The organism is Brevibacillus fluminis, from assembly GCF_003710825.1.
GTDB lineage: Bacteria > Bacillota > Bacilli > Brevibacillales > Brevibacillaceae > Brevibacillus_D > Brevibacillus_D fluminis.
Genome location: NZ_RHHQ01000004.1, coordinates 200,860 through 223,489, shown reverse-complemented (window position 1 = coordinate 223,489; position 22,630 = coordinate 200,860). Strand labels below are relative to the sequence as shown.

Annotated in this window: 20 protein-coding genes; 14 read left to right on the top strand and 6 right to left on the bottom strand. The window is 49.9% G+C overall.

Translation table 11 applies throughout. The features are described from left to right. The first annotated feature begins 49 nt into the window (after positions 1 to 49). The 5 genes from EDM56_RS03305 (at position 50) to EDM56_RS03285 (ending at position 5,140) form a co-directional block, all read left to right on the top strand. A complete protein-coding gene (locus EDM56_RS03305; RefSeq protein WP_122916456.1) occupies positions 50 to 850 on the top strand; it encodes a TIGR00282 family metallophosphoesterase in 801 nt (266 codons plus the stop codon). A 119-nt stretch (positions 851 to 969) separates the two neighbouring features. Further along, complete coding sequence (spoVS, locus tag EDM56_RS03300; protein ID WP_003385776.1) at positions 970 to 1,230, top strand: stage V sporulation protein SpoVS; 261 nt, start codon at positions 970 to 972, stop codon at positions 1,228 to 1,230. A 176-nt stretch (positions 1,231 to 1,406) separates the two neighbouring features. Then, positions 1,407 to 2,345 carry a dipeptidase gene (locus EDM56_RS03295; RefSeq protein ID WP_122916455.1) on the top strand — a complete coding sequence of 313 codons (939 nt, stop codon included), beginning with the start codon at positions 1,407 to 1,409 and terminating at the stop codon, positions 2,343 to 2,345. A 178-nt stretch (positions 2,346 to 2,523) separates the two neighbouring features. Further along, positions 2,524 to 4,302, top strand: a complete 1,779-nt coding sequence (locus tag EDM56_RS03290; protein WP_122916454.1) for a 2-oxoacid:acceptor oxidoreductase subunit alpha — start codon at positions 2,524 to 2,526, stop codon at positions 4,300 to 4,302. Next, complete coding sequence (locus tag EDM56_RS03285) at positions 4,274 to 5,140, top strand: 2-oxoacid:ferredoxin oxidoreductase subunit beta (RefSeq protein ID WP_122916453.1); 867 nt, start codon at positions 4,274 to 4,276, stop codon at positions 5,138 to 5,140. The genes EDM56_RS03290 and EDM56_RS03285 overlap by 29 nt, the downstream gene beginning before the upstream one ends. Before the next feature lie 159 nt (positions 5,141 to 5,299). Here EDM56_RS03285 and EDM56_RS03280 read toward each other — a convergent pair whose 3' ends face one another. After that, positions 5,300 to 6,349 (bottom strand): YkvI family membrane protein, encoded by a 1,050-nt coding sequence (locus EDM56_RS03280; protein WP_122916452.1) that lies wholly within the window; start codon positions 6,347 to 6,349, stop codon positions 5,300 to 5,302. A gap of 140 nt (positions 6,350 to 6,489) precedes the next feature. Here EDM56_RS03280 and mnmM point away from each other — a divergent pair, with 140 nt between their 5' ends. Beyond that, positions 6,490 to 7,047: a tRNA 5-(aminomethyl)-2-thiouridylate-methyltransferase MnmM gene (mnmM, locus tag EDM56_RS03275; RefSeq protein WP_122916451.1), complete on the top strand. Its 558-nt coding sequence runs from the start codon at positions 6,490 to 6,492 to the stop codon at positions 7,045 to 7,047. A gap of 85 nt (positions 7,048 to 7,132) precedes the next feature. Beyond that, on the top strand, positions 7,133 to 8,179 hold the full coding sequence (locus EDM56_RS03270; protein ID WP_122916450.1) for a YheC/YheD family endospore coat-associated protein: 1,047 nt from the start codon (positions 7,133 to 7,135) through the stop codon (positions 8,177 to 8,179). A 71-nt stretch (positions 8,180 to 8,250) separates the two neighbouring features. Here EDM56_RS03270 and cbpB read toward each other — a convergent pair whose 3' ends face one another. The 4 genes from cbpB to EDM56_RS03250 form a co-directional block, all read right to left on the bottom strand. Further along, positions 8,251 to 8,688, bottom strand: a complete 438-nt coding sequence (gene cbpB, locus EDM56_RS03265) for a cyclic-di-AMP-binding protein CbpB (RefSeq protein WP_122916449.1) — start codon at positions 8,686 to 8,688, stop codon at positions 8,251 to 8,253. 192 nt (positions 8,689 to 8,880) lie between these two features. Beyond that, the gene (locus EDM56_RS03260) at positions 8,881 to 10,029 is read right to left on the bottom strand and encodes an acyltransferase (RefSeq protein WP_122916448.1); all 1,149 of its coding nucleotides are present in this window, start codon (positions 10,027 to 10,029) and stop codon (positions 8,881 to 8,883) included. After that, complete coding sequence (locus EDM56_RS03255; protein ID WP_122916447.1) at positions 9,993 to 10,892, bottom strand: lipoate--protein ligase family protein; 900 nt, start codon at positions 10,890 to 10,892, stop codon at positions 9,993 to 9,995. The genes EDM56_RS03260 and EDM56_RS03255 overlap by 37 nt, the downstream gene beginning before the upstream one ends. A gap of 216 nt (positions 10,893 to 11,108) precedes the next feature. After that, on the bottom strand, positions 11,109 to 12,347 hold the full coding sequence (locus EDM56_RS03250; protein WP_122916446.1) for an S-layer homology domain-containing protein: 1,239 nt from the start codon (positions 12,345 to 12,347) through the stop codon (positions 11,109 to 11,111). 231 nt (positions 12,348 to 12,578) lie between these two features. Between EDM56_RS03250 and miaB the strand changes: the two genes are divergently transcribed. From miaB to mutL, 6 genes are all read left to right on the top strand, one after another. Continuing rightward, on the top strand, positions 12,579 to 14,090 hold the full coding sequence (miaB, locus tag EDM56_RS03245) for a tRNA (N6-isopentenyl adenosine(37)-C2)-methylthiotransferase MiaB (RefSeq protein ID WP_122916445.1): 1,512 nt from the start codon (positions 12,579 to 12,581) through the stop codon (positions 14,088 to 14,090). A gap of 6 nt (positions 14,091 to 14,096) precedes the next feature. Further along, a complete protein-coding gene (locus tag EDM56_RS03240) occupies positions 14,097 to 14,546 on the top strand; it encodes a YlbF/YmcA family competence regulator (protein ID WP_122916444.1) in 450 nt (149 codons plus the stop codon). 110 nt (positions 14,547 to 14,656) lie between these two features. Continuing rightward, positions 14,657 to 15,220 (top strand): outer spore coat protein CotE, encoded by a 564-nt coding sequence (gene cotE / locus EDM56_RS03235; RefSeq protein WP_122916443.1) that lies wholly within the window; start codon positions 14,657 to 14,659, stop codon positions 15,218 to 15,220. Positions 15,221 to 15,344: 124 nt separating this feature from the next. Then, on the top strand, positions 15,345 to 16,691 hold the full coding sequence (locus EDM56_RS03230; protein WP_183192279.1) for a putative amidoligase domain-containing protein: 1,347 nt from the start codon (positions 15,345 to 15,347) through the stop codon (positions 16,689 to 16,691). 41 nt (positions 16,692 to 16,732) lie between these two features. Continuing rightward, positions 16,733 to 19,438 (top strand): DNA mismatch repair protein MutS, encoded by a 2,706-nt coding sequence (mutS, locus tag EDM56_RS03225; protein WP_122916441.1) that lies wholly within the window; start codon positions 16,733 to 16,735, stop codon positions 19,436 to 19,438. Positions 19,439 to 19,448: 10 nt separating this feature from the next. Then, on the top strand, positions 19,449 to 21,632 hold the full coding sequence (gene mutL, locus EDM56_RS03220) for a DNA mismatch repair endonuclease MutL (protein WP_122916440.1): 2,184 nt from the start codon (positions 19,449 to 19,451) through the stop codon (positions 21,630 to 21,632). Positions 21,633 to 21,698: 66 nt separating this feature from the next. On the opposite strand, the gene EDM56_RS03215 is transcribed toward mutL, so the two are convergent. Continuing rightward, on the bottom strand, positions 21,699 to 22,226 hold the full coding sequence (locus EDM56_RS03215) for a GNAT family N-acetyltransferase (RefSeq protein WP_122916439.1): 528 nt from the start codon (positions 22,224 to 22,226) through the stop codon (positions 21,699 to 21,701). A gap of 273 nt (positions 22,227 to 22,499) precedes the next feature. Between EDM56_RS03215 and EDM56_RS32030 the strand changes: the two genes are divergently transcribed. Beyond that, positions 22,500 to 22,622, top strand: coding sequence for a hypothetical protein (locus tag EDM56_RS32030; protein ID WP_281274936.1), 123 nt, complete (start codon positions 22,500 to 22,502; stop codon positions 22,620 to 22,622). Positions 22,623 to 22,630: the final 8 nt, after the last annotated feature.

The window sequence follows — 22,630 nt, the reverse complement described above, 5'->3', positions numbered from 1 at the left end:
TATTACGTACATACTATGTTGGAAGAATGTTAGTGAAGAGGTGGACGCTATGCGAGTAAAGTTGCTTTTTTTGGGTGATATTTGTGGATCAAGCGGAAGAGATATGGTCAAGGAATACCTTCCACGGTTAAAGCGGAAGTTTGATCCGACCTTCATCATCGCGAACGGAGAGAACAGTGCAAACGGACGCGGAATTACCCAAAAGATCGCCAGAGAGCTGTATGATGTGGGCGTGCATGGCATCACGCTTGGCAATCATACATGGGACAATAAAGAGATTTTTGATTTTATCGATCAAGAGACCAAGATGATTCGCCCGGCGAATTTTCCAGAAGGAACACCAGGGAATGGCATCATGTATGTAAAAAACGGATCACAGGAACTCGCCGTCATCAATTTGCAAGGCCGCACATTTTTGCCTCCGCTCGATTGCCCGTTTTTGACCGCAGATAAGCTGGTGGAGCAGGCACGGAAGCGGACACCGTACATTTTCGTCGACTTCCATGCAGAGGTGACTTCCGAAAAGCAGGCGATGGGCTGGTATTTGGACGGACGCGTCAGCGCTGTGGTTGGCACGCATACGCATGTGCAGACAGGTGACGAACGGATTTTGCCTAATGGCACAGGCTATTTGACGGATGCGGGTATGTGCGGGCCATCGGATGGAATCCTTGGCATGGACCGCGAAGCGGTATTGAAAAAGTTTCTGACGCAGCTGCCGGTTCGCTTTGAAGTGGCAGGCGGCCCAACGCAGTTGAACGCTGTCTTATATCAGTTGGATAAAGGAACAGGTAAAACCGTAAAAATCGAGCGTATTCGCATTGACACATCCCACCCCTTAATGGAATAATAGGATCGAATCGGAATTTTTTGAATTTTTCCTTCTCTCTTGCAGGAATTTTTGGGGCACAACCGAAATAAGATTCTAATAAACAACAGTATTCCTATCAGACGGGAGGTTTATAAGGGATGGAAGTATTAAAAGTTTCAGCAAAATCGAACCCCAACTCTGTTGCCGGTGCCCTAGCAGGCGTACTTCGTGAACGCGGTGCAGCCGAAATCCAAGCCATTGGTGCTGGGGCGCTAAACCAAGCTGTGAAAGCCGTCGCGATCGCACGAGGATTCGTAGCACCTAGTGGAGTTGACCTCATCTGCATTCCTGCCTTTACCGATATCGTAATTGATGGGGAGGAGCGTACTGCAATTAAGCTTATCGTTGAGCCCCGATAATGCGTGTTTTCATAAGAGAGGAGAGGTTCACCTGTTTATTCTCGGAATAGACAGGTTTTTTCGTATGTGCGGAAAAAACGAACGAAACCATTTTTTGCTAGCCGCAAATGGTCATGTTCCAGTACCATGAGAGACGAGAGAGCCTTTTTTCATTCACAAAGAGGGGGAACGCAAAAATGCATGTATTTGATGCACACTGTGATGCACTGTTGAAATTATGGAGACATCCGGATCTTTCGTTTACGGAAATGGACGAGCGGCTTCAAGTGAGCTTACCTGCAATGGAGGCGGGACAAGTGCTGATCCAAACGTTTGCGATCTGGACACCGCGTGAAATTGAGGCCGCGAGTCGATTCCATACGGCACTCGAGATGATCGAGCTGTTTTATCGTAAAATTATCCCGGCTGGACTAGCCCCTGTGCTCACCGCTGCGGATTTGGAAGACTGCGTATTAAACAACCGGAAAGGGGCTATTCTGTTTGTAGAAGGAGCAGAGCCGGTTGGCGAAAGCATGACCTACCTACGGACTCTTCATCGGTTAGGCGTCAGAGGCATGGGTCTCACCTGGAATAACCGGAATGCGATTGCCGACGGTTGTTTGGAGCCATCGGCCGGCGGACTTTCGCATTTTGGACGAGAAGTAATAGAAGAGATGAATCAGTTGGGCATGGTAATCGACGTGTCCCATTTGGCAGAGCCAGGTTTTTGGGATGTGCTGTCGATAACTAAGCAGCCGATCATTGCGTCTCATTCCAATGCAAGGGCACTATTCGAAAGTCCGCGCAATTTGTCAGATGAACAAATCTCGGCCTTGATTGCCAATGGCGGCGTGATGGGACTCGCACTGTTTCCGCCGTTTTATCGAGAGGACAATGAAGCTGCCAGCATCGACGATATTTTGCGCCATGTCGAGCATATTTGTGGGCTGGGAGGAATTGATCATATCGCGATCGGTGCAGATTTTGACGGGATCGACGCGACATTCCCTGGCTTGGAACACGCAGGTACATACCCACTTTTAGTCGAGGCCTTATTAAAGCGCTATCAGGAAGCGGAAGTTGAAAAAATTATGTATAAAAACTGGTTGCGTGTTTTCGGAAACGTGCTAAAATAGTAACTGGGAACATTAATGTACCGAGTACAACTAACGAATCGTTCTATAAGTAATTTCAGTAAAAAGTCTTGCAATTTATCGGTTCGAGGTCTACAATTGGTAATGCTTGTTCACATTTTGCTCACATAATCGTTGAGCAGAATGCTTTTCTCACAGTCACTGAAGGGGTGGAATTAGAATGATTAATCAACTTTCTTGGAAAGTTGGCGGGCAACAAGGGGAGGGTATCGAGAGTACGGGCGAGATCTTCTCCATGGCGATGAGCAGACTCGGTTATCATCTGTACAGCTATCGTCACTTTTCTTCCCGTATCAAGGGCGGCCATACGAACAACAAAATTCGTGTGAGCACAAAACCGCGCCGTGCGGTTTCTGACGATCTCGATATCTTGGTTGCTTTTGACCAAGAAACTATTGATTTCAATGCACATGAACTTCGTGAAGGCGGTATCATCATCGCTGATGCTAAGTTTAATCCAACGTTACCGGAAGGCCTGAAGCCTGTCCGTATGATTACAGTACCTCTGACGCAAATCGCAGAAGAATTGGGTACTTCCTTGATGAAAAACATGGTGTCGATCGGTGCTTCCAGCGCAATCCTCGGTTTGCCAGTAGAAAGCTTCCGCAACATCGTAGAAGATATGTTCCTCCGCAAGGGTGAAAAAGTTGTTGAGAAAAACATGGACGCGATCCGCAAAGGTTTCGATTTCGTAAACGAAATCACCGGCGGTATTCTGCCTGACTTCCAATTGGAAGCAGCAGACGGTCAAAAGCGTTTGTTCATGATCGGTAACGATGCGATCGGTTTGGGCGCTGTAGCGGCAGGCTGCCGTTTCATGCCCGCATACCCAATCACGCCTGCATCTGAGATCATGGAATACTTGATCAAAAAATTGCCGAAATTTGGCGGAACCGTTATTCAGACAGAGGACGAAATCGCAGCGATCACCATGGCTATCGGTGGTAACTACGGCGGTGTTCGTACAATGACTGCATCTGCAGGTCCTGGTCTTTCGTTGATGATGGAAGCGATCGGCCTCGCAGGGATGACCGAAACTCCTGTTGTTATCGTTGATACACAGCGTGGCGGTCCATCCACAGGTTTGCCAACAAAACAAGAACAGTCCGACATCAACGCGATGATCTGGGGTACCCACGGTGAAATTCCAAAAGTGGTTATGTGCCCAAGCACAGTTGAAGAGTGCTTCTACGATACAATTGAAGCCTTTAACATCGCTGAAGAATATCAAGTGCCTGTAATCTTGGTAACTGACTTGTCCCTGTCCTTGGGTAAACAAACAGTTGAGCCATTCGATTACAACCGCATCCAAATCCGTCGCGGTAAACTTCTGACAGGTCAAGAATTGCCAGAGCTCGAAGCGAACGGTCAATTCAAACGCTACGAAGTGACAGAAGACGGCGTGTCTCCACGTCCAATTCCAGGTCAAAAATTCGGTTTGCACCACGTAACAGGGGTAGAGCATGCTGAAAACGGCCGTCCTTCCGAGAGCGCAGAAAACCGCAAAGCGCAAATGGATAAACGTCTGCGCAAGCTGAACAAGCTGGCTGAAACCTTCCCGAACCCTGTATTGTTCGATGGCAACCATGAAGATGCAGATGTTCTGGTTGTAGGGATCAACTCCCTCGGTGGAACCATTGAAGAAGCGAAAGGCCGCCTGGAGCAAGAGGGCCTGAAAGTTAACCATGCGCAAATCCGTTTGGTGCATCCGTTCCCAACCGATGTACTGAAACCTTATGTAGATAAAGCAAAACACGTTGTGGTTGTAGAAAACAACGCAACTGGTCAAATTGCTGACTTGATCAAGCTGAACGTCGGTTCTGCTGAAAAAGTGAAATCCGTTTTGAAATATGATGGTAACCCATTCTTACCTTCCGATATCTACAATGAAATTAAGGGGCTGGTCAAACATGGCGACTATGAAAGAGTTTCGCAATAATGTAAAGCCCAACTGGTGCCCAGGCTGTGGAGACTTCTCCATCCAAGCTGCGATTCAACGTGCAGCGGCAAATGTTGGTCTTGAACCTGAACAATTAGCTATCATCTCTGGTATCGGCTGCTCCGGTCGTATCTCCGGTTACGTGAACTGCTACGGCTTCCACGGTGTGCACGGTCGCGCACTGCCAATCGCACAAGGTGTGAAAATGGCAAACCGTGAACTGACTGTCATCGCTTCCGGCGGCGACGGTGACGGTTTTGCGATCGGTATGGGTCACACTGTACACGCAATCCGTCGTAACCTGGACGTTACGTACATCGTAATGGACAACGCGATTTATGGCTTGACCAAAGGACAAACGTCCCCACGTTCCGCTGCAGGCTTCGTGACAAAATCGACTCCACAAGGTTCGATCGAGTCCTCAGTATCTCCAGTTGAACTGGCGCTGTCTGTAGGTGCGACATTCGTGGCGCAATCCTTCTCCAGCGATTTGAAAGGCCTGACTGAACTGATTGAAAAAGGAATGCAGCACAAAGGCTTCTCCTTGATCAACGTATTCAGCCCTTGCGTAACCTATAACAAAGTCAACACATACGACTGGTTCAAAGAGAACATCGTCCCTGTTGACACAATCGAAGGCTATGATCCGCATGACCGCATCAAAGCGATGTCCTACTCCATGCAAAATCATGGCTTGATGACCGGTTTGATTTACCAAGACACCGAGAAAAAATCGTACGACGAGCAAGTTCCTGGTTTCAAAGAGCAAGGCTTGGCGCACCAAGACCTCACGCTCAGCAAAGAAGATTTTGCGAAACTGGTTGCTGAATTTGCATAAATCATCATTAGAAAACCTGGCTTCGCCAAGCATTTGGCGGAGCCGCGGTTGCACTTATACTGGATAAGAATTTTATAAATTCTTATCAGTACAAAAAAGCTTCTCTGCATTTGCAGGGAAGCTTTTTCCTTTGCTGGTTTGTTGAAATCGATTTGTTGATCAAGTTTTGAATCGGGCTTGCAATTGTCGGAAGCCCAGCATGACCAGGAAGACTAACACAAGCTGCCCGAATAACGGGTAAAGGAACCCGAGAAGCGATCCAAAACCGACGAAGCTCACGACATAGCTGATGCCGAGTATAAATAAGACGCTGCCAAGGCGATTGGTTGCCATCTGCTGCATCATTTGGCGGGCAAGGCCGAATACGTTGGCGGATAATGTCGAAAAGATTTCGCAGTAGACAAGCAAGGAGAAAAACAACGGGATAATGCGCCCAAGTCCTGACAAGAGGGCGATCATTGGCATTTCGGCATCGTGGACAGATGTTTGATGAGTATGCAGCGACCAATAGCCGAGAAGCAACAGCAGCCCGATCCCGAGTCCTCCCATCATACCACCAACCAGCAACGGCTTTTCGCTTTTACATTCCTGACCAATGGGAACGAGCACCGCTTGCGTCAACGCGATATTCATGGCGACATAGTAAAGGGGTGAGGTGATCCAGGCAAACGGCTTGACGACCTCTACGATCACGCCTGGTCCTCCATGTCCCGCCCAAGGCTGCACGTAGAAAAAAACGAGGCATGTAAATGCGATCAAAAGCGGTACAAACAACGAATTGACCGCATGGATGGCATCGAGGCCCCGATAGGAGACGATAAAAACCAACAGGATCGAGAGCCAAATCCCTGCCTGTGAATGAAAGCCAAACGATTCGATGAAAAGTGCACCTGTTCCCGCTAGCATGACTGAGGTTGTTCCCAACAGGACGATGAACAGTAAAATATTAAAGAGCGTGCCGAACGTTCTGCCGAATAAAAAAAGGCTGAAATCTTGGAAAGACCGCGCATTCGTACGGTGGGCGAACAGCATGACCTGCGTGCCGGCCCACGCAAAGAGCAGGGTAGCAAGCAAGACGCCAATGAGTCCTTGAGTGCCATATTGAACAAAAAAGGTAAGGAGTTCTTTTCCAGATGCGAATCCAGCTCCGACAACTGTTCCGATATATGTGAAAGCGATTTGTCGCGCTTCCTTCCACGAGTTCTGCATGAGTACCTCCTGTTCCCTTTTACAACATCCTATGAGAATGGCGGGACAAACATGTCTGGCAGCCCGGACTTGCAGTTTTCAGGCTGACCGAATAGAGTGGGAATAGTAAAGAAAGAATGGCGAAGGTGGAGGAGATGCGAATGCTGCCTAATATATTGGAAGAAGCGAGACGATTGATCACACAGCGCGTGCAAGCGGGTGAAACTGTAGTGGATGCGACGATGGGCAATGGCAATGATACGTTATTTTTGGCACATGTAGTTGGTGAGACGGGCAAAGTGATCGCCTATGACATCCAGCCCCAGGCGCTGGAAAAAACGAAAGCGCGCTTGGAACATGAAGGCATGCTGCAGCGGGCAGATTTGCGGCTGCAGAGCCATGAGGAGATTGCGGCGATTGGAGAGCCGGTAGGAGCGGTTATGTTTAATCTGGGCTATTTGCCGGGTGGGGACAAAGAGGTAACGACCAAAGCGGAAAGTACGATTCGCGCGCTTGAAGCGGGGCTGATGGCACTGCGTCCCGGCGGTATCATGACGATCGTCGTTTATTGGGGGCATGCTTCAGGCGTTGTAGAAAAAGAGGCAGTAGAAGCATTTTGCGAGCAAATCAATCAATCAGTCGCACTCGTGCTGCGCTACCAATATGTGAATCAACAGAACCAGGCGCCGTTTCTGTTTGCAATTGAGCGCCGCGCGTAAAAATAGGCAATCCTACCACACGGTGTGCACATACCCTGAAAAAGAATGCAAAGAAGCACAGCATCTGACATAAGAGGGGATCAGTGTGAAGCCGATAGGGATCATTTTGGATTGGGCGATTATCGAGGGTGCGCTCAAGGGGAAAAGCAACTACGAAAACCTCATGTATTATGTCGAGTCGGGGCGACGTCTTGGCATGGAGCCGATCTTCTTTCATCCGCGTCTCGTCAATTTCGCCACAGGAACGGTTCGTGGGTATGTTTGGCAGAACAACCGACTCACGCCAAAGCGCGTGCCGATTCCACCTGTCATGCATAACCGCGTCTTGTCCGGCCAAGCGACAGTACGCAACGGGATCAAACGACTCAGCAAGCATGGAAAGCTGTTCAACGGGATCGTCGTGCGCAACAAGGAAGCGGTTCATCGCATGCTATGGAAAAATGCGCAGCTGCAGCGCTATTTGCCGCATACGGTCAGCTTTACCCGACAAGCGTTCATCGACATGCTAGGCAAATACCGGGTGCTTTATGTCAAACCGGTCGTCGGCTCCGTTGGGATCGGCGTGGCGCGGATCGAGCGTGACGGTGATCGGTATCGCTTCACTTCATCCAAAATTCGCAAGGTGCTCACTAAGCCAGAATTGATTGCGGAGACCCAGCGTTGGGTGAAGGGGCGGCGCTTCATTATCCAGGAGGCGATTGCACTCGCAAAGTATAATGGGCAGACGTTTGATTTGCGTGTGTCGGTGCAAAAAGGCGAATCGCGGCAATGGGGCGTTTCCGGCATGGTATGCAAAGTGGCAAATTCACAAAACAAATTGAGCAATCTATCGCGCGGCGGGCAGGCTGAGCCGATCGACGAGGTATTTGCCACCTTGTTTACCAAAGAACAGGCAGAACATGTCAAAGAGCGGATACGCATGGCTGCGATTGCGATCGCCAAGCAATATGAGCGGAATTTCCGTTCACTGGCCGATCTAGGCATGGACATGGGCGTAGACCATCAAGGCAATCCATACTTAATCGAGGTGAACGTTCGCGATCAACGGTATTCGTTTTTCAAAGCGGGTGAGTTGGAGATGTTTAAGCGCACGTACCACACGCCTATGGCGTATGCTCGCACCTTTTATTAGTGCCTACCATGTGCCTTTGGAAATTCAAAAGCCGTCTGGAATCCAGACGGCTTTTCTCACTCGTTCAACAATTACGACTGGCGGAAATATTGGTAAACAGCTGCCAGAATCGCGCGGCGTGTGAGGATCCCTTGAAACACACCCTCACTATCTTCAATGCATACATACGGATGGTTAATGGAGAGCTCAAGTGCCTTCAAAAACGTTTCGTCTTCTTTCATGCGAGGAATTTTTTCATCCATCACTTCGGAAACCACGCGTTCCTCGAGTTTTTCGTATTCGATCCGTTCCAAACCAAGGATGCTTTCCAAAATCATCGTTTTACTGATTTGACCCTTGATTTTATATTCGTGATCCAGCACGGGAATTGCCGAGTACCTTGACTTGATCAAAACCAAAAGCGCATGCTCCAAGGAATTTCCCAATTGGACATGGGCCACTTTGGAGGCCGGTACTACCAGTTCATTGATGCGGTTTTGTAAAAGTTGATCTGTCTCTTGATTTAACATACCCATCACCTGCCTAATAAAAGTTCCACCCCCAACCAAGCAAACAACAATTTCTATTATAACAGAAATGGAAAAAAAAAAAGACCTAGCATATCGCTAGGCGAATATCGAGGTGTGGAACGTAACGTCCCTTACTGTATAGTATGCGAAAAATCCGCTTACGTTACATTAGGAGCTTACAGGAAGTCCGCGTTATCCGGCATGAAACGTCTGGTAAGCGGGTTGTTCCTTTTCTGTCGTTTGATCGGCGGATCGTTTTTTCAACCAGGCCGGCAGTTTATGCGTATAGACCAGAATGCTGAGTGGAAGGGTCACAACGAACATGGCGAGCATGAGCGCGAACGTAGACCAATCCAGCCGGAAGATCACATAACTTTCCAAAAGGAACAGGATCAGCGGGTGAACCATGTAAATAGCCAAATTGTGTTTGGCCAGCTGTGCGAACCACCCACCGCACAACCGGGTTTGTCCAATCCAGGCGGAAACCGGATAAAACAGCAGGATAAACGAGCTTGTGTAGACCAGATACAGCGGTGAAAAAATGTTCAGTGCTTCCCCATAGCTAATGGTTTTGACCAAAAAGCCATGGGCCAGATACAACGTTGCACCGACGCAGATGACACAGGCCCAAACCCAATGCTTTTTGACGAATTGCCGCCAGCGATCCGGGTTAAGACCAGCATAGGCGCCAAGTAAAAAGTAAAAGACATACATGTACGGGTAATTTTGCGCAGATTGATACCCATGTGCCAACGCTTGCATATACAAGGGCGAGGTTTCGTTAACGTCGAGCAGCAAACCGGTTTCTGGCATGTGGATAAACAATACGTACACGAGCGTCTGAAGTACGAATGCGATGAGCAAGAGCGGTAGCTTCAAATGGCGCTCCAGCCAACCTTTTGTAAACATGAACAGCAGGTTCATCTGCAAAAACAGCGGGATGTAGTACAGATGGTAAAACGAGCTGCCGGTGAACAAGCTGTTGAAGAAAGTCGGGAAAAACACATCCGGCGCAAACGTTTGCAGTTTAACAAACGTATAAATACCGGTCCAGCCGATATACGGCACGATGATGTTATGCCATCTTTTTCGCCAGAAGGTGCCCCAGTCCATCGGTTTGTGTTTATACCAATAGAACAGAAGCATACCGGTTCCGAAAATAAAGAGGGACCGGCCGAACCGCAATAAAATCAAAGAGAGAGCCTCCAGGTCATAGTTGCCCGGATAATCGTTATTTGCTTGGACGAAGAAGCCCAAGATATGGATTACCAGAACCGTAAAGGCACCGAATACGTAGAACGCATTCAGATCCTTGAACGATCCTCTGCGTGTGGTTGCCATGACGTTTGTCTCCTTATCCAGTTCTCATCGGCCATTTCTTGCGCAGTGTAAGAAAAGAGGCCAAGTTTGTCTTGCAAATGCTTACGTGCACTTTCGATTTCCGCTTCCGTCACCTCAAGCGGGGCAGGTGTTAGCTGCCACTCGGTAGAGAGCGCTGCGTAGAGCTGCTCTTTCAGCTCGGAAACGGTGACCAGCCGCTTTGTTTCCGCTGACAAGCTGGTGTCGGTCGTGCCATCCATATAGGGGATGGGCTTATTGCTGGTCATTTCCTGCAGTCCGGCCTGCTCGTAGAATAGTTCCATCAGCTGTCCGCGGTTATCCGGTTCCGCGTTGATGCACAGCTGCAAAATGGACCCATGGCGCGTCCGACGTTGGGCCATCCCGCCAATTTTTCGGCCATTCAGTGAAAAATCATAGTCGCCGACACAATACGACCCGACGACCTCTCCGATGGCAATCTCTCCGTATCGCATCAAGCCTGCGGTGAGAAGTCTTGCTGCCAGCTGGAAAAAATCATCGATCGCAACGGAAGTACCAGGCAAATGAATGGCAAGATTAAGTACACCTGAATCGAGTGGTACACATGCGCCGCCCGAGGAGCGAAGCAATGCCCGATAGCCAGCTTTGCCGAAAGTGTGTAAGACTCGATCGAGGTGGGGTAATTTGGCATCGCGCCTGCCTAAAAAGAGCGCTCGTTCGCACACCCACAGATGGATCAGGGGCAAAGCACCTTCTTGTCCCATCAAAGTGGCAATTGCTTCATCAATGGCAAGCGGACGAATGGGATTGCCGCCGTACGTGCCAGTATCTGTCCATAAAAAGGCACCGCTGTTCTGCTGCCCATTGGCAGGTAGAATCGTCATATAATCCGACTCCTTTAGTGGTAAAAAACAAATCGCCCTTTATTATACACATGATTATTTGATTTTTCTATGGAAGAAACATTTTCTCTCCTTGACATTGTGCTGAAACAATTGGATGGTATAGGGCTGAAGAGGGAGTAAATACGCTTGTCCGGTAGTAAAAGACGATAAAGGAAAACGGCCCGACGATCCGCGAGGGAATGTCGAGCCGCCTCATTATTTCAGCGTGGCTTTAAAGGAGAAGTTGTCAAAGTTGGTCAATTTTTCTGGGAAGTCGGCATTTGCATCGCGATTGAGATACAGACCCAGCTTCGTGCCGGAAAGGTTTTGCCCCTCTTGGGAATATACGAAAGAGTCGTTTACGTAAAGCGAGTAATCGTTTCCGCTTACTTTGATTTTCAGCTTCGCCGATTTTTGCTGTTTCAAAGGTACTTTTGCGATAGAGGTCATGTCTTTTTTGTTAGTGTCTGTCATGCGTTTTACATAGAGAGCATCTTTGTCAAGAAAAACCACGGTTGCTTGCTTATCGGTGCCATTGAAGAACAAACCACCCAAACCGCGACCGTTTTGCGTCAGATCGACTTGTAGCTCATAGCTGCTCGTTTTGGCCTCGCTCCAGTTTAGCGGGAGCAAGTAGTGGTACAGTTTTTCATTTTCAGAGAAAGCCATCACTTTTTGGCCGCCGACGACCCAGGAACCGCTCTGATGGTCCGTATCCCATTTTTGCAATTTTTCGTCAGTAAACGAATCGCTGATGGAAATGGTTTTCGGTTCTTCCGGTTTTGGCTGTGTTGGTTCGGTAGGGAAGACGATCTTGGTTTCATCCAGTTTTTCTTTTGCGCGATACAGCAGTGTCGCTGCTTCCGCTCGCGTGATTGCGGCCTGCGGACGGAATGTCTGGTCGTTAAAGCCTTTAATCAGATCCGTATCGACTGCGATGGCGATGTAAGGACGCAATTCTTTGGAGATGTCCGATTTGTCGCGGAAGCGGTCGATTGCGCTCGTGTTGGATGTTTTGGATTGATCATAGCCCATCAATCGCACCAATGCGACAGCGATGTCCTCTCGCACGGCGTTTTCATTTGGCTTATAATAGTAGCGTTTGCCTGATTTGTAGCCGGTTAGGTAATTTTTCGCCCGCTCGACATAGAGGAAAGCCCAGTTGTCGCGATCGACGTCTTCAAAGGTTTGGGATACGTTTCGAGCCGAACCGAGGTCGATCCCCGATGCTGCAATCATGATTTTGGCGAATTCAGCGCGGCTGATACGGTTATCCGGTCGAAAGCTTCCGTCATTGTAACCGCTAATGATACCTTCTTCCGCCATTTTCGTGATCGCTTCATACGCCCAATGGCTTCGAGGAACATCCTTGAAGTTCGTCGTTGCTGCGTGTGCAAATGGAATCGCAGTGACAAACAAGATCATTGTCAGCAGCATAGCCATCCATTTTTTCATTTGAATGCCTCCTAATTTTTTCTATTTTATTACGTTCACACCTTTCTGACGAGGGGAATGTAAAAAAGGTTTCAAAGAAATTTCCAAAAAAATGTGCTTGCCAAAAAAGAGGCAGGTAACCATTCCCGGTAAATGATTTTTTATTCATGCCAAGCTATGGTATAATATTGTGATGGAATCAGTATTCCATCCTTACTTGACGCTTACTAATCAACAGAGGTGAATAGATTCATGACAGTAAAAAATGAGGCGACACCGGACTTAAAATCCGGCAAGTCCGCGAAAACACCCGATGACTATGCGAAATACTTTCAGCCCCCTAGTCTGAAGGATGCCAAAAAACGGGGGAAAGAGGACATTCAGGTCCATTATGATTTCGGAATTCCAGAGGAAATGCGTGAAATCGGGAAGGGCAAGCATTATTTGATCCGTACATACGGATGTCAAATGAATGAGCACGATACCGAAACGATTGCCGGAATTCTTGAGCAGATGGGCTATGAATCGACGGAGGAATACCAGGAGGCGGACGTCATCCTGTTCAATACCTGTGCGATCCGCGAAAATGCGGAAGATAAGGTATTTGGCGAATTGGGCCACATGAAAGTGCTCAAGCGCAACAACCCGAACGTGATCCTCGGCGTCTGCGGCTGCATGTCGCAAGAAGAGAGCGTCGTGAACAAGATCATGTCCAAGCATGCGCACGTCGACCTGATCTTCGGTACGCACAACATCCACAGGCTGCCTGTTCTTTTGCGCGATGCCATGTTCCAAAAAGAGATGGTCATCGAGGTATGGTCCAAAGAGGGCGACATCATCGAGAACATGCCGAAGGTGCGCGAAGACAAAACTAAGGCATGGGTCAATATTATGTACGGTTGCGACAAGTTCTGTACGTACTGCATCGTGCCGTACACGCGCGGGAAAGAGCGGAGTCGCCGTCCAGAGGATGTCATCGCAGAAGTGCGCGATCTCGCACGCCAAGGCTTTAAGGAAATCATGCTGCTCGGTCAAAACGTCAATGCGTACGGCAAAGATTTCGAAGATATCCAATATGGGTTCGGCCACTTGCTGGACGAAATCCGCCTGATCGACATTCCGCGCATCCGTTTTACGACAAGCCATCCGCGCGATTTTGATGATCATCTGATCGAAGTGTTGGCGAAAGGCGGCAATCTGGTGGAGCAAATTCACCTGCCATTCCAATCGGGAAGCACGGAAGTCCTGAAGAAGATGGCCCGCAAGTATACGCGCGAACACTACTTAGAACTGGTACGTAAAATAAAAGCGGCCATCCCGAATGCTACGCTTTCTACAGATATCATCGTCGGCTTCCCTGGGGAAACCGAGGAGCAGTTCGAGGATACACTTTCCCTGGTGAGTGAGGTCGGCTTCGATTCAGCCTATACGTTCATGTATTCCCCGCGTGAAGGCACACCGGCTGCCGTGATGGAAGATTCCGTTCCAGAGGAAGTAAAGAAAAGCAGGCTGCATCGATTGATGGAAGTGCAGCAAAAGAGCAGCCTGGTAAAAAATCTGGCGATGCTCGGCCAGACAGTAGAGCTGTTGGTGGAAGGGGAGAGCAAGAACAACCCCGAGGTGCTATCCGGCCGTACAAGAGGCGGAAAGCTCGTTCATTTCAACGGCGACAAATCTCTGATCGGCACGTTTGTTGATGTAACAATCACAGATGCGAAAACATTCACCCTCTATGGGGAGATCGTAGCGAAAGTCGAGGTATGATGGCAAATGGACAGCACAAAACAATACACGCAAAAAGAAATCTTGGATAAAGCGCGTGAACTGGCGACGATGATGGCGCGGACCAAGGAAGTGGATTTCTATAAAAGAGCAGAAGCGCAGATCAAGCTGAACGAGCGCGTGCAGGATTTGATCCAGGAGCTGAAGCAAAAGCAGAAGCAAGTGGTCATGTTTGAATCCATGAACAAAAAGGAACTGGTACAAAAGCTGGAAACCGAATTGGATCAGCTGCATGAACAGCTCGACGAAATTCCAGTTGTTTCCGAATTCAAACAGTCACAAGTTGATGTGAACGATTTGCTGCAAATGGTGACTAATGTCATCACGAATGCTGTCTCTGAGCGCATCATTCTTGATACCGGCGGTGACCCGCTGAAAGGCGAAACCGGCAGCCCATCGGTTGCAAAAGATCATGGCGACGGCTGCTGCTCCCACTAGGCGATAGGCGACCGACCTGAAAAAAATGGATTGATTCCCTAGACGTTTGCACCCTAGACGGATGACCTGCATACAAATGTACAGAAACATTGTATGGAGGAGGTAACAACATGTCGGGTACAGATAAAGACCTGCAATGCCGGGAATTAATTGCTAAAGCAGTCGTTGGCAAAGGACATAAATTTTCCCAACAAACGTACACGATCACACCGAATCACACACCATCAACCATTCTTGGGTGCTGGCTCATCAACACTTCCTTTCAAGCAGCCAAATCGGGTGATGCGGTTGATGTCATTGGTTCCTTTGACTGCAACCTGTGGTACTCTTACGCAAACAATACGCAGACGGAAGTGACCAAACAAACGGTAAACTTCTCCGTGACGGTGCCATTATCATTCTATGACACCAACACACGCGGCGACCTGGAAGTTGTTGCTCGTGCTGTCGAGCAGCCAAAATGCGTCAAAGCGGAGCTGGGCAGCGGTGGAACCGTTCAAGTGAAAGTAGAGAGCGATTTTGCTGTTGAAATCATCGGGGAGACAAAAGTTTGCGTAGTCGTTTGCAACAGCTGCGATGAGAAAGATTTTGGTATGAGCACCGAGTATGACGAGACAAGTGATGATGAATTCGACGATTTTGAATCGGCAGGACTGCTGGATGACTTAGATTAACAAGAGGAGACGGGATTCTCCTCTTTTTTTTTTATTCAAAACGGGAATCTTTTCGCCGTTCCTCATACACGGTTTTCTGGGCGTGGGAATATGCTATTTCACCACAAAAATGGAGGGGACGATAATGGATAACATGGCAGCATCGCCTTCATTCGGTCGGGTCCCCGGCTCGCTTTTGCCGATGAATCGGCCGGAAGCTATTGCACGGTGTCAGCATCTTCCCACTTTACGCCAACTCTTGCGGATGAACGGCATTCCGGTTTTACGTGAGCAAGATCAGAGCGAATCAATACCGATGCGGCGCTATCGCATGCTCGTGCACCAATTTCGCGTGGTCAAAGTGTGGTTGGCGGAAGGAAAGTCGGTATGGCTCGATACAATGTCTGCGCTCCCGCAACCATTGCGCTTTGAGGAGGTTCCCGATCATCAAGACAATACGGAAATTAAAAAAATCGAACCGATGGCCATCCGCAGCATTTATGCCGTAGGACTGGATGTCGGCATCGTAGAAATTGCAGCAATGTCTGAATTTCGCCAAGCTGTCATAACGATACGGGTCGATGATGAGTCAATCGAGCCGTACACGTCTTTTCTTCGCCAGCTTCAGGAGGAATGGGAGCAACAGCAGCTGGAAGCGCTACTTCGCCAAAGTGAGGTGGTACTTGGAGCCGATCCGGAATTCGCCCTGCGCGATCCATCGGGCCAGATGGCTTTTGCTTCCCGATATGTCGGGCGCAGCGGCACGATTGGCTACGATGCTGTTCGCTTTCGGGAAAAACCGTCCGCGCTCCTACATCCGCTGGTCGAGTTACGGCCAAAGCCATCCGCAGATCCCAATGAGCTTTTTGTCGAGATGTACCGCACGATGCGGCTTGCAGCTACCAAAAAAATCGCGCCGGAGCTCGAATGGATCGCAGGCGGCATGCCGTTTGACGGTTATCCAATCGGCGGTCATATCCATTTCAGCGGAATCGCGCTAAACGCAGCATTCGTGCGCAAACTGGATACGTATTTGGCCCTACCACTGATGTTGCTAGAAGATGGGGGATGCCAAAGGAGAAGGCCGCGCTACGGCTTTTTTGGCGATGTGCGCGAAAAAAGCTACGGGGGCTTTGAGTATCGTACGTTGCCTAGTTGGCTTGTCACGCCGCGTGTCGCCAAAGGCATTCTCGCTTTGGCGAAAGTCGTCGCTACCCATCACCGGGAACTTAGACAAGACCCGTTACGGCGAATATTGGTGCAATCTGCTTATTATCAAGGGGACAAAGCGACCATCCGTCCGATCGTCCGGGGGCTGTGGCGGGAATTGTCGCTGCTTTCTACCTATCAAACGTACCGACAATCGTTGGATCCGTTTTTTGCAGAGGCGATGTCGGCAGCGGCATGGTTTGCAGATGAAGACTTCCGGCCAGCATGGAAGCTCACAGTCCCATCCACTACCGATGATGAGGACGCGATAGCTGTGATATAATGAATGTCGAGATTTTAAAGAAGTAGGAGACGAATATACCTATGGCTCAGTATACACCGATGATCCAACAGTACCTTGCGATCAAACGAGAGTATTCCGATGCTTTCCTCTTTTTTCGCCTAGGAGACTTTTATGAATTGTTTTTCGAAGATGCGATCAAAGCGTCCCGTGAACTGGAAATTACCTTGACCGGAAGAGAAGGGGGCGGAGAAGAGCGCATCCCGATGTGCGGCGTGCCGCATCACTCTGCAGAGGCGTATATCGCACAATTGCTGCAAAAAGGCTACAAGGTGGCGATATGCGAGCAGGTTGAGGACCCGAAGGAAGCCAAAGGTGTCGTTCGCCGCGAAGTGACACGGGTCATTACACCCGGTACCATGATGGAAGGCAAATGGCTTTCCGAAAAGGAAAACAACTACATAGCTGCGATTGTGGCCACCGGCCAGAGCGGATCGATCGCGGCTTGCGACCTGTCGACAGGTGAAATGCATGTCACCTCGCTTAGCGGTAGCTTGGATGCAGTGGTGGATGAAGCGCTGCAATACCGGCCGAAGGAACTGGTCCTCTCAGGTGTCGTGCCGTCGATTTTACCGGCCGTGAACGCACCGGTTAATTTACTTGCGCAGGAGCAGGTGGACAACGGGGCGGCGGAGCGTCAGTATGGCCCGGCTGCTTTAGAGCTTGCGGCGGAGCAGCAACTGGCGGTGAGCGCCTTGCTTACCTATATCGGCACGACGCAGAAGCGCAGCCTCGCCCACTTGCGGGCATTGCGCGCGTATGAAGCTCGCCAGTTTTTGCAGCTTGACCCGTTTTCTCGGCGCAATCTGGAGCTGACCGAAACCATTCGAGACAAAGCGAAGCATGGCTCGCTCCTCTGGCTGCTCGATCGGACGGAGACTGCGATGGGCGGACGGCTGCTGCGACGCTGGCTTGAGCGCCCGCTTTACACGCACAGCGAGATCGAGTACCGACTCAATGCGGTGGAGCAACTAAAAGCAGATATGCTGCTGCGCTCCGATCTGCGCACTCTCTTGGACCAAGTGTACGATTTGGAGCGATTGATCGGCCGGACGGCATATGGGAACGCCAATGCCCGGGATCTTGTTCAGCTACGCCATTCACTTGATGCAATTCCGAATGTAAAAGCGGCTTTGCACGCAAGCGGCTCTGCGATTTTATCCGCGATTGCCGAAGAGATGGACGAGTGTGTCGATATCAAAGACTTGCTCGAGCGAGCGCTTGTCGATGACCCGCCGATCTCGGTGCGGGACGGCGGCATGCTGAAGACCGGGTACGACGATTATTTGGACAAGCTGCACATTGCCAGCCGCGAGGGTAAGCACTGGATCGCCCAGCTGGAGCAATCAGAGCGGGAAGCAACCGGCATCCGTTCGCTAAAAGTCGGCTTCAACAAAGTATTCGGCTACTATTTGGAAGTGTCGAGAGCCAACCTAGCGTCGGTGCCGCTCGATCGTTATGAACGCAAGCAAACGCTAACCAATGCAGAGCGCTATATCACGCCAGAGCTGAAAGAAAAAGAAGCGCTTATTTTGGAAGCGGAAGAAAAAATGATCGAGCTGGAGTACCAGCTTTTTACTGAAATCCGCACGGAAGTAGCCAAACACGTGACGCGCATTCAAGCATTGGCAGAGCGCGTCGCTACCATTGATGTGTTGCAATCATTCGCGACGGTGAGCGATGAGCGTGGATTTACGCGACCGCATATCGTCACTACAGGTGAGTGCGTCATTACGGACGGTCGTCATCCGGTAGTGGAAGCGGTGCTCAACTCGGAAAAGTACGTGGCGAATGACGCCCATCTCGATCAGCAAGGGCGGCAGATTTTGCTGATCACCGGACCGAACATGGCGGGGAAAAGCACGTATATGCGGCAGATCGCCTTAATGTTCGTCATCGCCCAAGTTGGCTGCTTTGTTCCTGCGTCGTATGCTAAGCTGACGCTGGTCGACCAGATTTTTACCCGTATCGGGGCTGCGGACGATTTGGTGGGTGGCCACAGTACGTTCATGGTCGAAATGCTAGAAACGAAAAACGCGCTGCAAAAAGCGACCGCGAACAGCCTGATTTTGTTGGATGAGATCGGTCGTGGTACATCGACGTACGACGGTATGGCGCTGGCGCAAGCCGTTATTGAATATATTCATGAGGAAATCGGAGCGAAAACGCTCTTTTCCACGCACTATCACGAACTGACACGTTTGGAAGAGATGCTTTCGCGCGTCGTAAATGTAAATGCACGCTGCGAGGAGCGGGGAGGAAAGCTGTTATTCCTGCACCGGATTGAGCAAGGCCGAGCGGACAAAAGCTATGGCATCCATGTGGCCGAGCTGGCAGCTTTGCCGGATAAGGTGATTGCGCGGGCACGCCAAATTTTGCATGAGCTGGAGAATGAAAAGCCGACAGCTCCTGCAACGGAACAAATCTCGTTTGATTCACTGTGGATGGCGCCACAGCGCGTGGCTGAGCGTGGATTGGAACAAGTACTGGCAGCGCAATCTATGCCGATTGCTACCGAACAGCATCCAAGCAAGGAGCAAATGGTGCCAGCAACGATGCAGGCGGCACTGGAACCACAGCTGCAAGTAAAAGAGGAGCCTGTGGTGACAGCAGATCAGCTGCTGGCGATGGAACTGCTGCAGGAGCTGCGTAAAGTAGACGCCAATCAGTTGACGCCATTGGCTGCGCTGATGCAGGTGTATGATTGGCAAAAACGGATGAAACAGTAAGGGGTGCGACATGGGACGGATTCGTGTGCTGGATGAGCATCTATCCAACATGATTGCTGCCGGGGAAGTGGTGGAACGCCCAGCCTCCGTAGTAAAAGAGCTGATTGAAAACGCCGTAGACGCTGAAGCAAAGCGGATTGAGATTCACATCAAAGAGGGCGGACTGGACCTGATTCGCATCGTCGACGATGGGGTCGGGATGGACCGCGACGATTGCGAGCGGGCTTTCGAGCGTCATGCCACCAGTAAAATCAAGTCGACGCGCGATTTGTTTTCTATCCACACGCTTGGGTTTCGGGGGGAGGCGCTGCCAAGTATCGCCTCCGTCTCCAGGACTGAGCTGTTGAGCTCGCAAGCGAGCGGACAAGTGGGGACGCGCGTGCTCATTGAAGCCGGGCAAGTGAAGGAACTGAGCGATGCCGCAACCGTCAAAGGTACTGATATTCAGGTGCGCGAGCTTTTTTTCAATACACCTGCGCGTCTGAAATACATGAAGTCAATCTCCACCGAGGTCGGCCACATTTCTGACTATGTGAATCGATTGGCGCTCACGTATCCTGGCATCGCGTTTCACTATACACACAACGACAAGACGATCCTGCAAACATCGGGAGACGGCAAACTACTCCATGTCATCGCTTCGATTTATGGCGTGCAGGCTGCCAAGCTGATGCTGCCGATTGAAGGAGAGACACTGGATTTCCACTGGTCGGGCTTCATCTCCAAAACCGAGCTGACGCGTGCCAACCGGAGTTATTTGACTACGCTTATCAACGGTCGCTATATCCGCAATTTTGCCCTTACGAACGCGATTATGCGCGGGTATCATACGTTGCTGCCAATCGGTCGCTTTCCGGTCGTCTGTCTGTCCATCGAGATGGACCCGACGCTGGTCGATGTGAATGTGCATCCTGCTAAGCTGGAAGCTCGCTTCAGCAAGGAGGACGAGCTGGTCGCTGCTATGGAAGCGTCTGTGAAAGGTGCGCTGCGCAAAGGCTTGACGATTCCACAGCCACTGGCGACACAGCGTACGACGGCACCAGCGGGGCCGAAAGTTGTGCAGCCTGCTTTTGAACTGCCGATCAGCCGGGAAAGCAATTTGTTGGGGAGCAGGCAGGAGCAGAACCGGTTGCAATCAGAAATACGCTATGAACGACCGCAGCAGTTTGAAGCGCGTGTGCGCGAGTGGCTGCCACGTGTTGACAAGCCGCAACAACAACAAGAACAGTTTGAAAGCCCATCAGTCGATTCAGCCTGGCCGATGGAGAAGGGAGCTTCGCAGACCGACACGCCGCAGTTTGAACAGGTGGAGGAGACGCGAAGAGTGCAGCCTACATCTTTTGAATCGGGTATTACGGAGCAGCAAGTGCCAGATGGGTCTGCGCCTTCGCCTGAGGATGAACGGGTTCCAGTACGAAATCTGAACGTCGAAGCATTGCAGACGAATCATTCCCAGAGGGATGCAAGCGTTGGTGAAATGGATGGCGAGCGAAGCGAGTCGCGTTTCAATGAATCGTCTCTAGCCGATGAGCCACTGGTGGAAACGATGCCGACAGGGGTGTCTGAATCAACGCCTTCGCCAGTTGTTGATGAAGCACATCCAGCCGTCCCGCCGATGTTTCCCGTCGGTCAGGTACATGGGACGTATATCGTGGCGCAAAACGAAAACGGGATGTACTTGATCGACCAGCATGCGGCACAAGAGCGAATCTTTTACGAGTATTTCATGGAAAAGCTGAAATCGGAGAGCGTCGCCAGCCAAATGATGCTGTTTCCGCATACGATCGAGTGTACGTCACAAGAGACGGAGCGCCTGAAGACTCGGCTTGAGACGCTGATTTCGCTTGGGTTGGAAATTGAATGGTTTGGGAATCGGACGTTCATCGTGCGCGCACATCCGCACTGGTTCCCGGAAGGAAGCGAGCTTGAGGTAATCGATGAGTTGGTGCAGGTTGTACTGGAAACAGGCGAAAAAGGCGGTTTCGACGTGCGTGGGATGAGGGAGAAAGCGGCGATCATGATGTCATGCAAGGCTTCCATCAAAGCGAATCGCTATCTTACCCAGCAGGAGATGGAAGCGCTGTTGGAACGATTGCGCCTCACGACCAGCCCATTCACCTGCCCGCATGGCAGGCCGATCATCATTCATTTTTCGTCATACGAATTGGAAAAGCTGTTTAAGCGCGTCATGTAATAAAAAAGCGTAAAACCGGTATCTACATCGGTTTTACGCTTTATTTTTGAAGTTTGGCAAGAAAATTCATGATCGTTCTAACGAATAAAAACAGTCGGTAACCATTTTGCCATTGATTTCGGTAGAATCCGGCACGATTTCATCCAGTTTCATCCCAACCTTTTCCAACACCCTACGTGACGCTACATGCTCTTCCGAACAAACCGCAGTAAATTTTCTGAATCCATATGTATCTACAGCAAAATCGATAATGTGTTTGACTGTTTCGGTTGCATAACCCTTGCCTTTGTATGCTTCCTGAAAGATAAAGCCCACTTCCGCAGTGAGATTTTCTCGGTTACGAGTACAAATACTGATTAAACCAACGTCGTTTTCGGTAGCAGTTTCGCGGATAATCCAGGTTAGCCAATGGGTGGATGTAAGACTCCATGGTGCGAGTTCTTTTTTAAAATTAAGGCGGATTGCTTCCTCAGTCATCGTGGCACCGATGTGTTTCATAAGTGTCGGGTTGGTATAAATGGAGCGGACCAGTTCCCAATCTTGTTCGGCCAGTTTCGTGAAAGTCAGGCGCTCGCTTTGGATTTGATTCTGCATGGATTTCTCCTTCGGAAAGAGATTGTGCCCAGATGGCTTCGTTATGTACGGATCGCAAAACGGGCCATCTGGACCTCATAAAAAAATAATACCGAAAATTAGGATGGGACTTCCACATGATTTTTACATTAGATTTTTTTCAGATTAGTCCATGGATAACGTAAGGTTTGCAGGTACCATACCCACGCTTTTCCCCTGTACTGGATAAGCTTGATATCATACGCAAAACCACATATATTTAAAATATTTAAAAAAATTGCGGGAAGGCGTTCCATGGATTACATGACCATGCGGCAGACGGCGGAAAAATGGGGCGTATCGGTGCGGCGCATACAGCGGCTGTACAAGCAAGCAGCAGAAATGTCCGGCGAAGATAGTAAGATATCAACATACTGATGTGTAGG

What these genes read in the sequence shown, in the direction of transcription:
- EDM56_RS03305 (WP_122916456.1), top strand. Translation starts at nt 50, where the DNA reads ATGCGAGTAAAGTTGCTTTTTTTGGGTGATATTTGTGGATCAAGCGGA.
- spoVS (WP_003385776.1), top strand. Translation starts at nt 970, where the DNA reads ATGGAAGTATTAAAAGTTTCAGCAAAATCGAACCCCAACTCTGTTGCC.
- EDM56_RS03295 (WP_122916455.1), top strand. Translation starts at nt 1,407, where the DNA reads ATGCATGTATTTGATGCACACTGTGATGCACTGTTGAAATTATGGAGA.
- EDM56_RS03290 (WP_122916454.1), top strand. Translation starts at nt 2,524, where the DNA reads ATGATTAATCAACTTTCTTGGAAAGTTGGCGGGCAACAAGGGGAGGGT.
- EDM56_RS03285 (WP_122916453.1), top strand. Translation starts at nt 4,274, where the DNA reads ATGGCGACTATGAAAGAGTTTCGCAATAATGTAAAGCCCAACTGGTGC.
- EDM56_RS03280 (WP_122916452.1), bottom strand. Translation starts at nt 6,349, where the DNA reads ATGCAGAACTCGTGGAAGGAAGCGCGACAAATCGCTTTCACATATATC.
- mnmM (WP_122916451.1), top strand. Translation starts at nt 6,490, where the DNA reads ATGCTGCCTAATATATTGGAAGAAGCGAGACGATTGATCACACAGCGC.
- cbpB (WP_122916449.1), bottom strand. Translation starts at nt 8,688, where the DNA reads ATGTTAAATCAAGAGACAGATCAACTTTTACAAAACCGCATCAATGAA.
- EDM56_RS03260 (WP_122916448.1), bottom strand. Translation starts at nt 10,029, where the DNA reads ATGGCAACCACACGCAGAGGATCGTTCAAGGATCTGAATGCGTTCTAC.
- EDM56_RS03255 (WP_122916447.1), bottom strand. Translation starts at nt 10,892, where the DNA reads ATGACGATTCTACCTGCCAATGGGCAGCAGAACAGCGGTGCCTTTTTA.
- EDM56_RS03250 (WP_122916446.1), bottom strand. Translation starts at nt 12,347, where the DNA reads ATGAAAAAATGGATGGCTATGCTGCTGACAATGATCTTGTTTGTCACT.
- miaB (WP_122916445.1), top strand. Translation starts at nt 12,579, where the DNA reads ATGACAGTAAAAAATGAGGCGACACCGGACTTAAAATCCGGCAAGTCC.
- EDM56_RS03240 (WP_122916444.1), top strand. Translation starts at nt 14,097, where the DNA reads ATGGACAGCACAAAACAATACACGCAAAAAGAAATCTTGGATAAAGCG.
- cotE (WP_122916443.1), top strand. Translation starts at nt 14,657, where the DNA reads ATGTCGGGTACAGATAAAGACCTGCAATGCCGGGAATTAATTGCTAAA.
- EDM56_RS03230 (WP_183192279.1), top strand. Translation starts at nt 15,345, where the DNA reads ATGGATAACATGGCAGCATCGCCTTCATTCGGTCGGGTCCCCGGCTCG.
- mutS (WP_122916441.1), top strand. Translation starts at nt 16,733, where the DNA reads ATGGCTCAGTATACACCGATGATCCAACAGTACCTTGCGATCAAACGA.
- mutL (WP_122916440.1), top strand. Translation starts at nt 19,449, where the DNA reads ATGGGACGGATTCGTGTGCTGGATGAGCATCTATCCAACATGATTGCT.
- EDM56_RS03215 (WP_122916439.1), bottom strand. Translation starts at nt 22,226, where the DNA reads ATGCAGAATCAAATCCAAAGCGAGCGCCTGACTTTCACGAAACTGGCC.
- EDM56_RS32030 (WP_281274936.1), top strand. Translation starts at nt 22,500, where the DNA reads ATGGATTACATGACCATGCGGCAGACGGCGGAAAAATGGGGCGTATCG.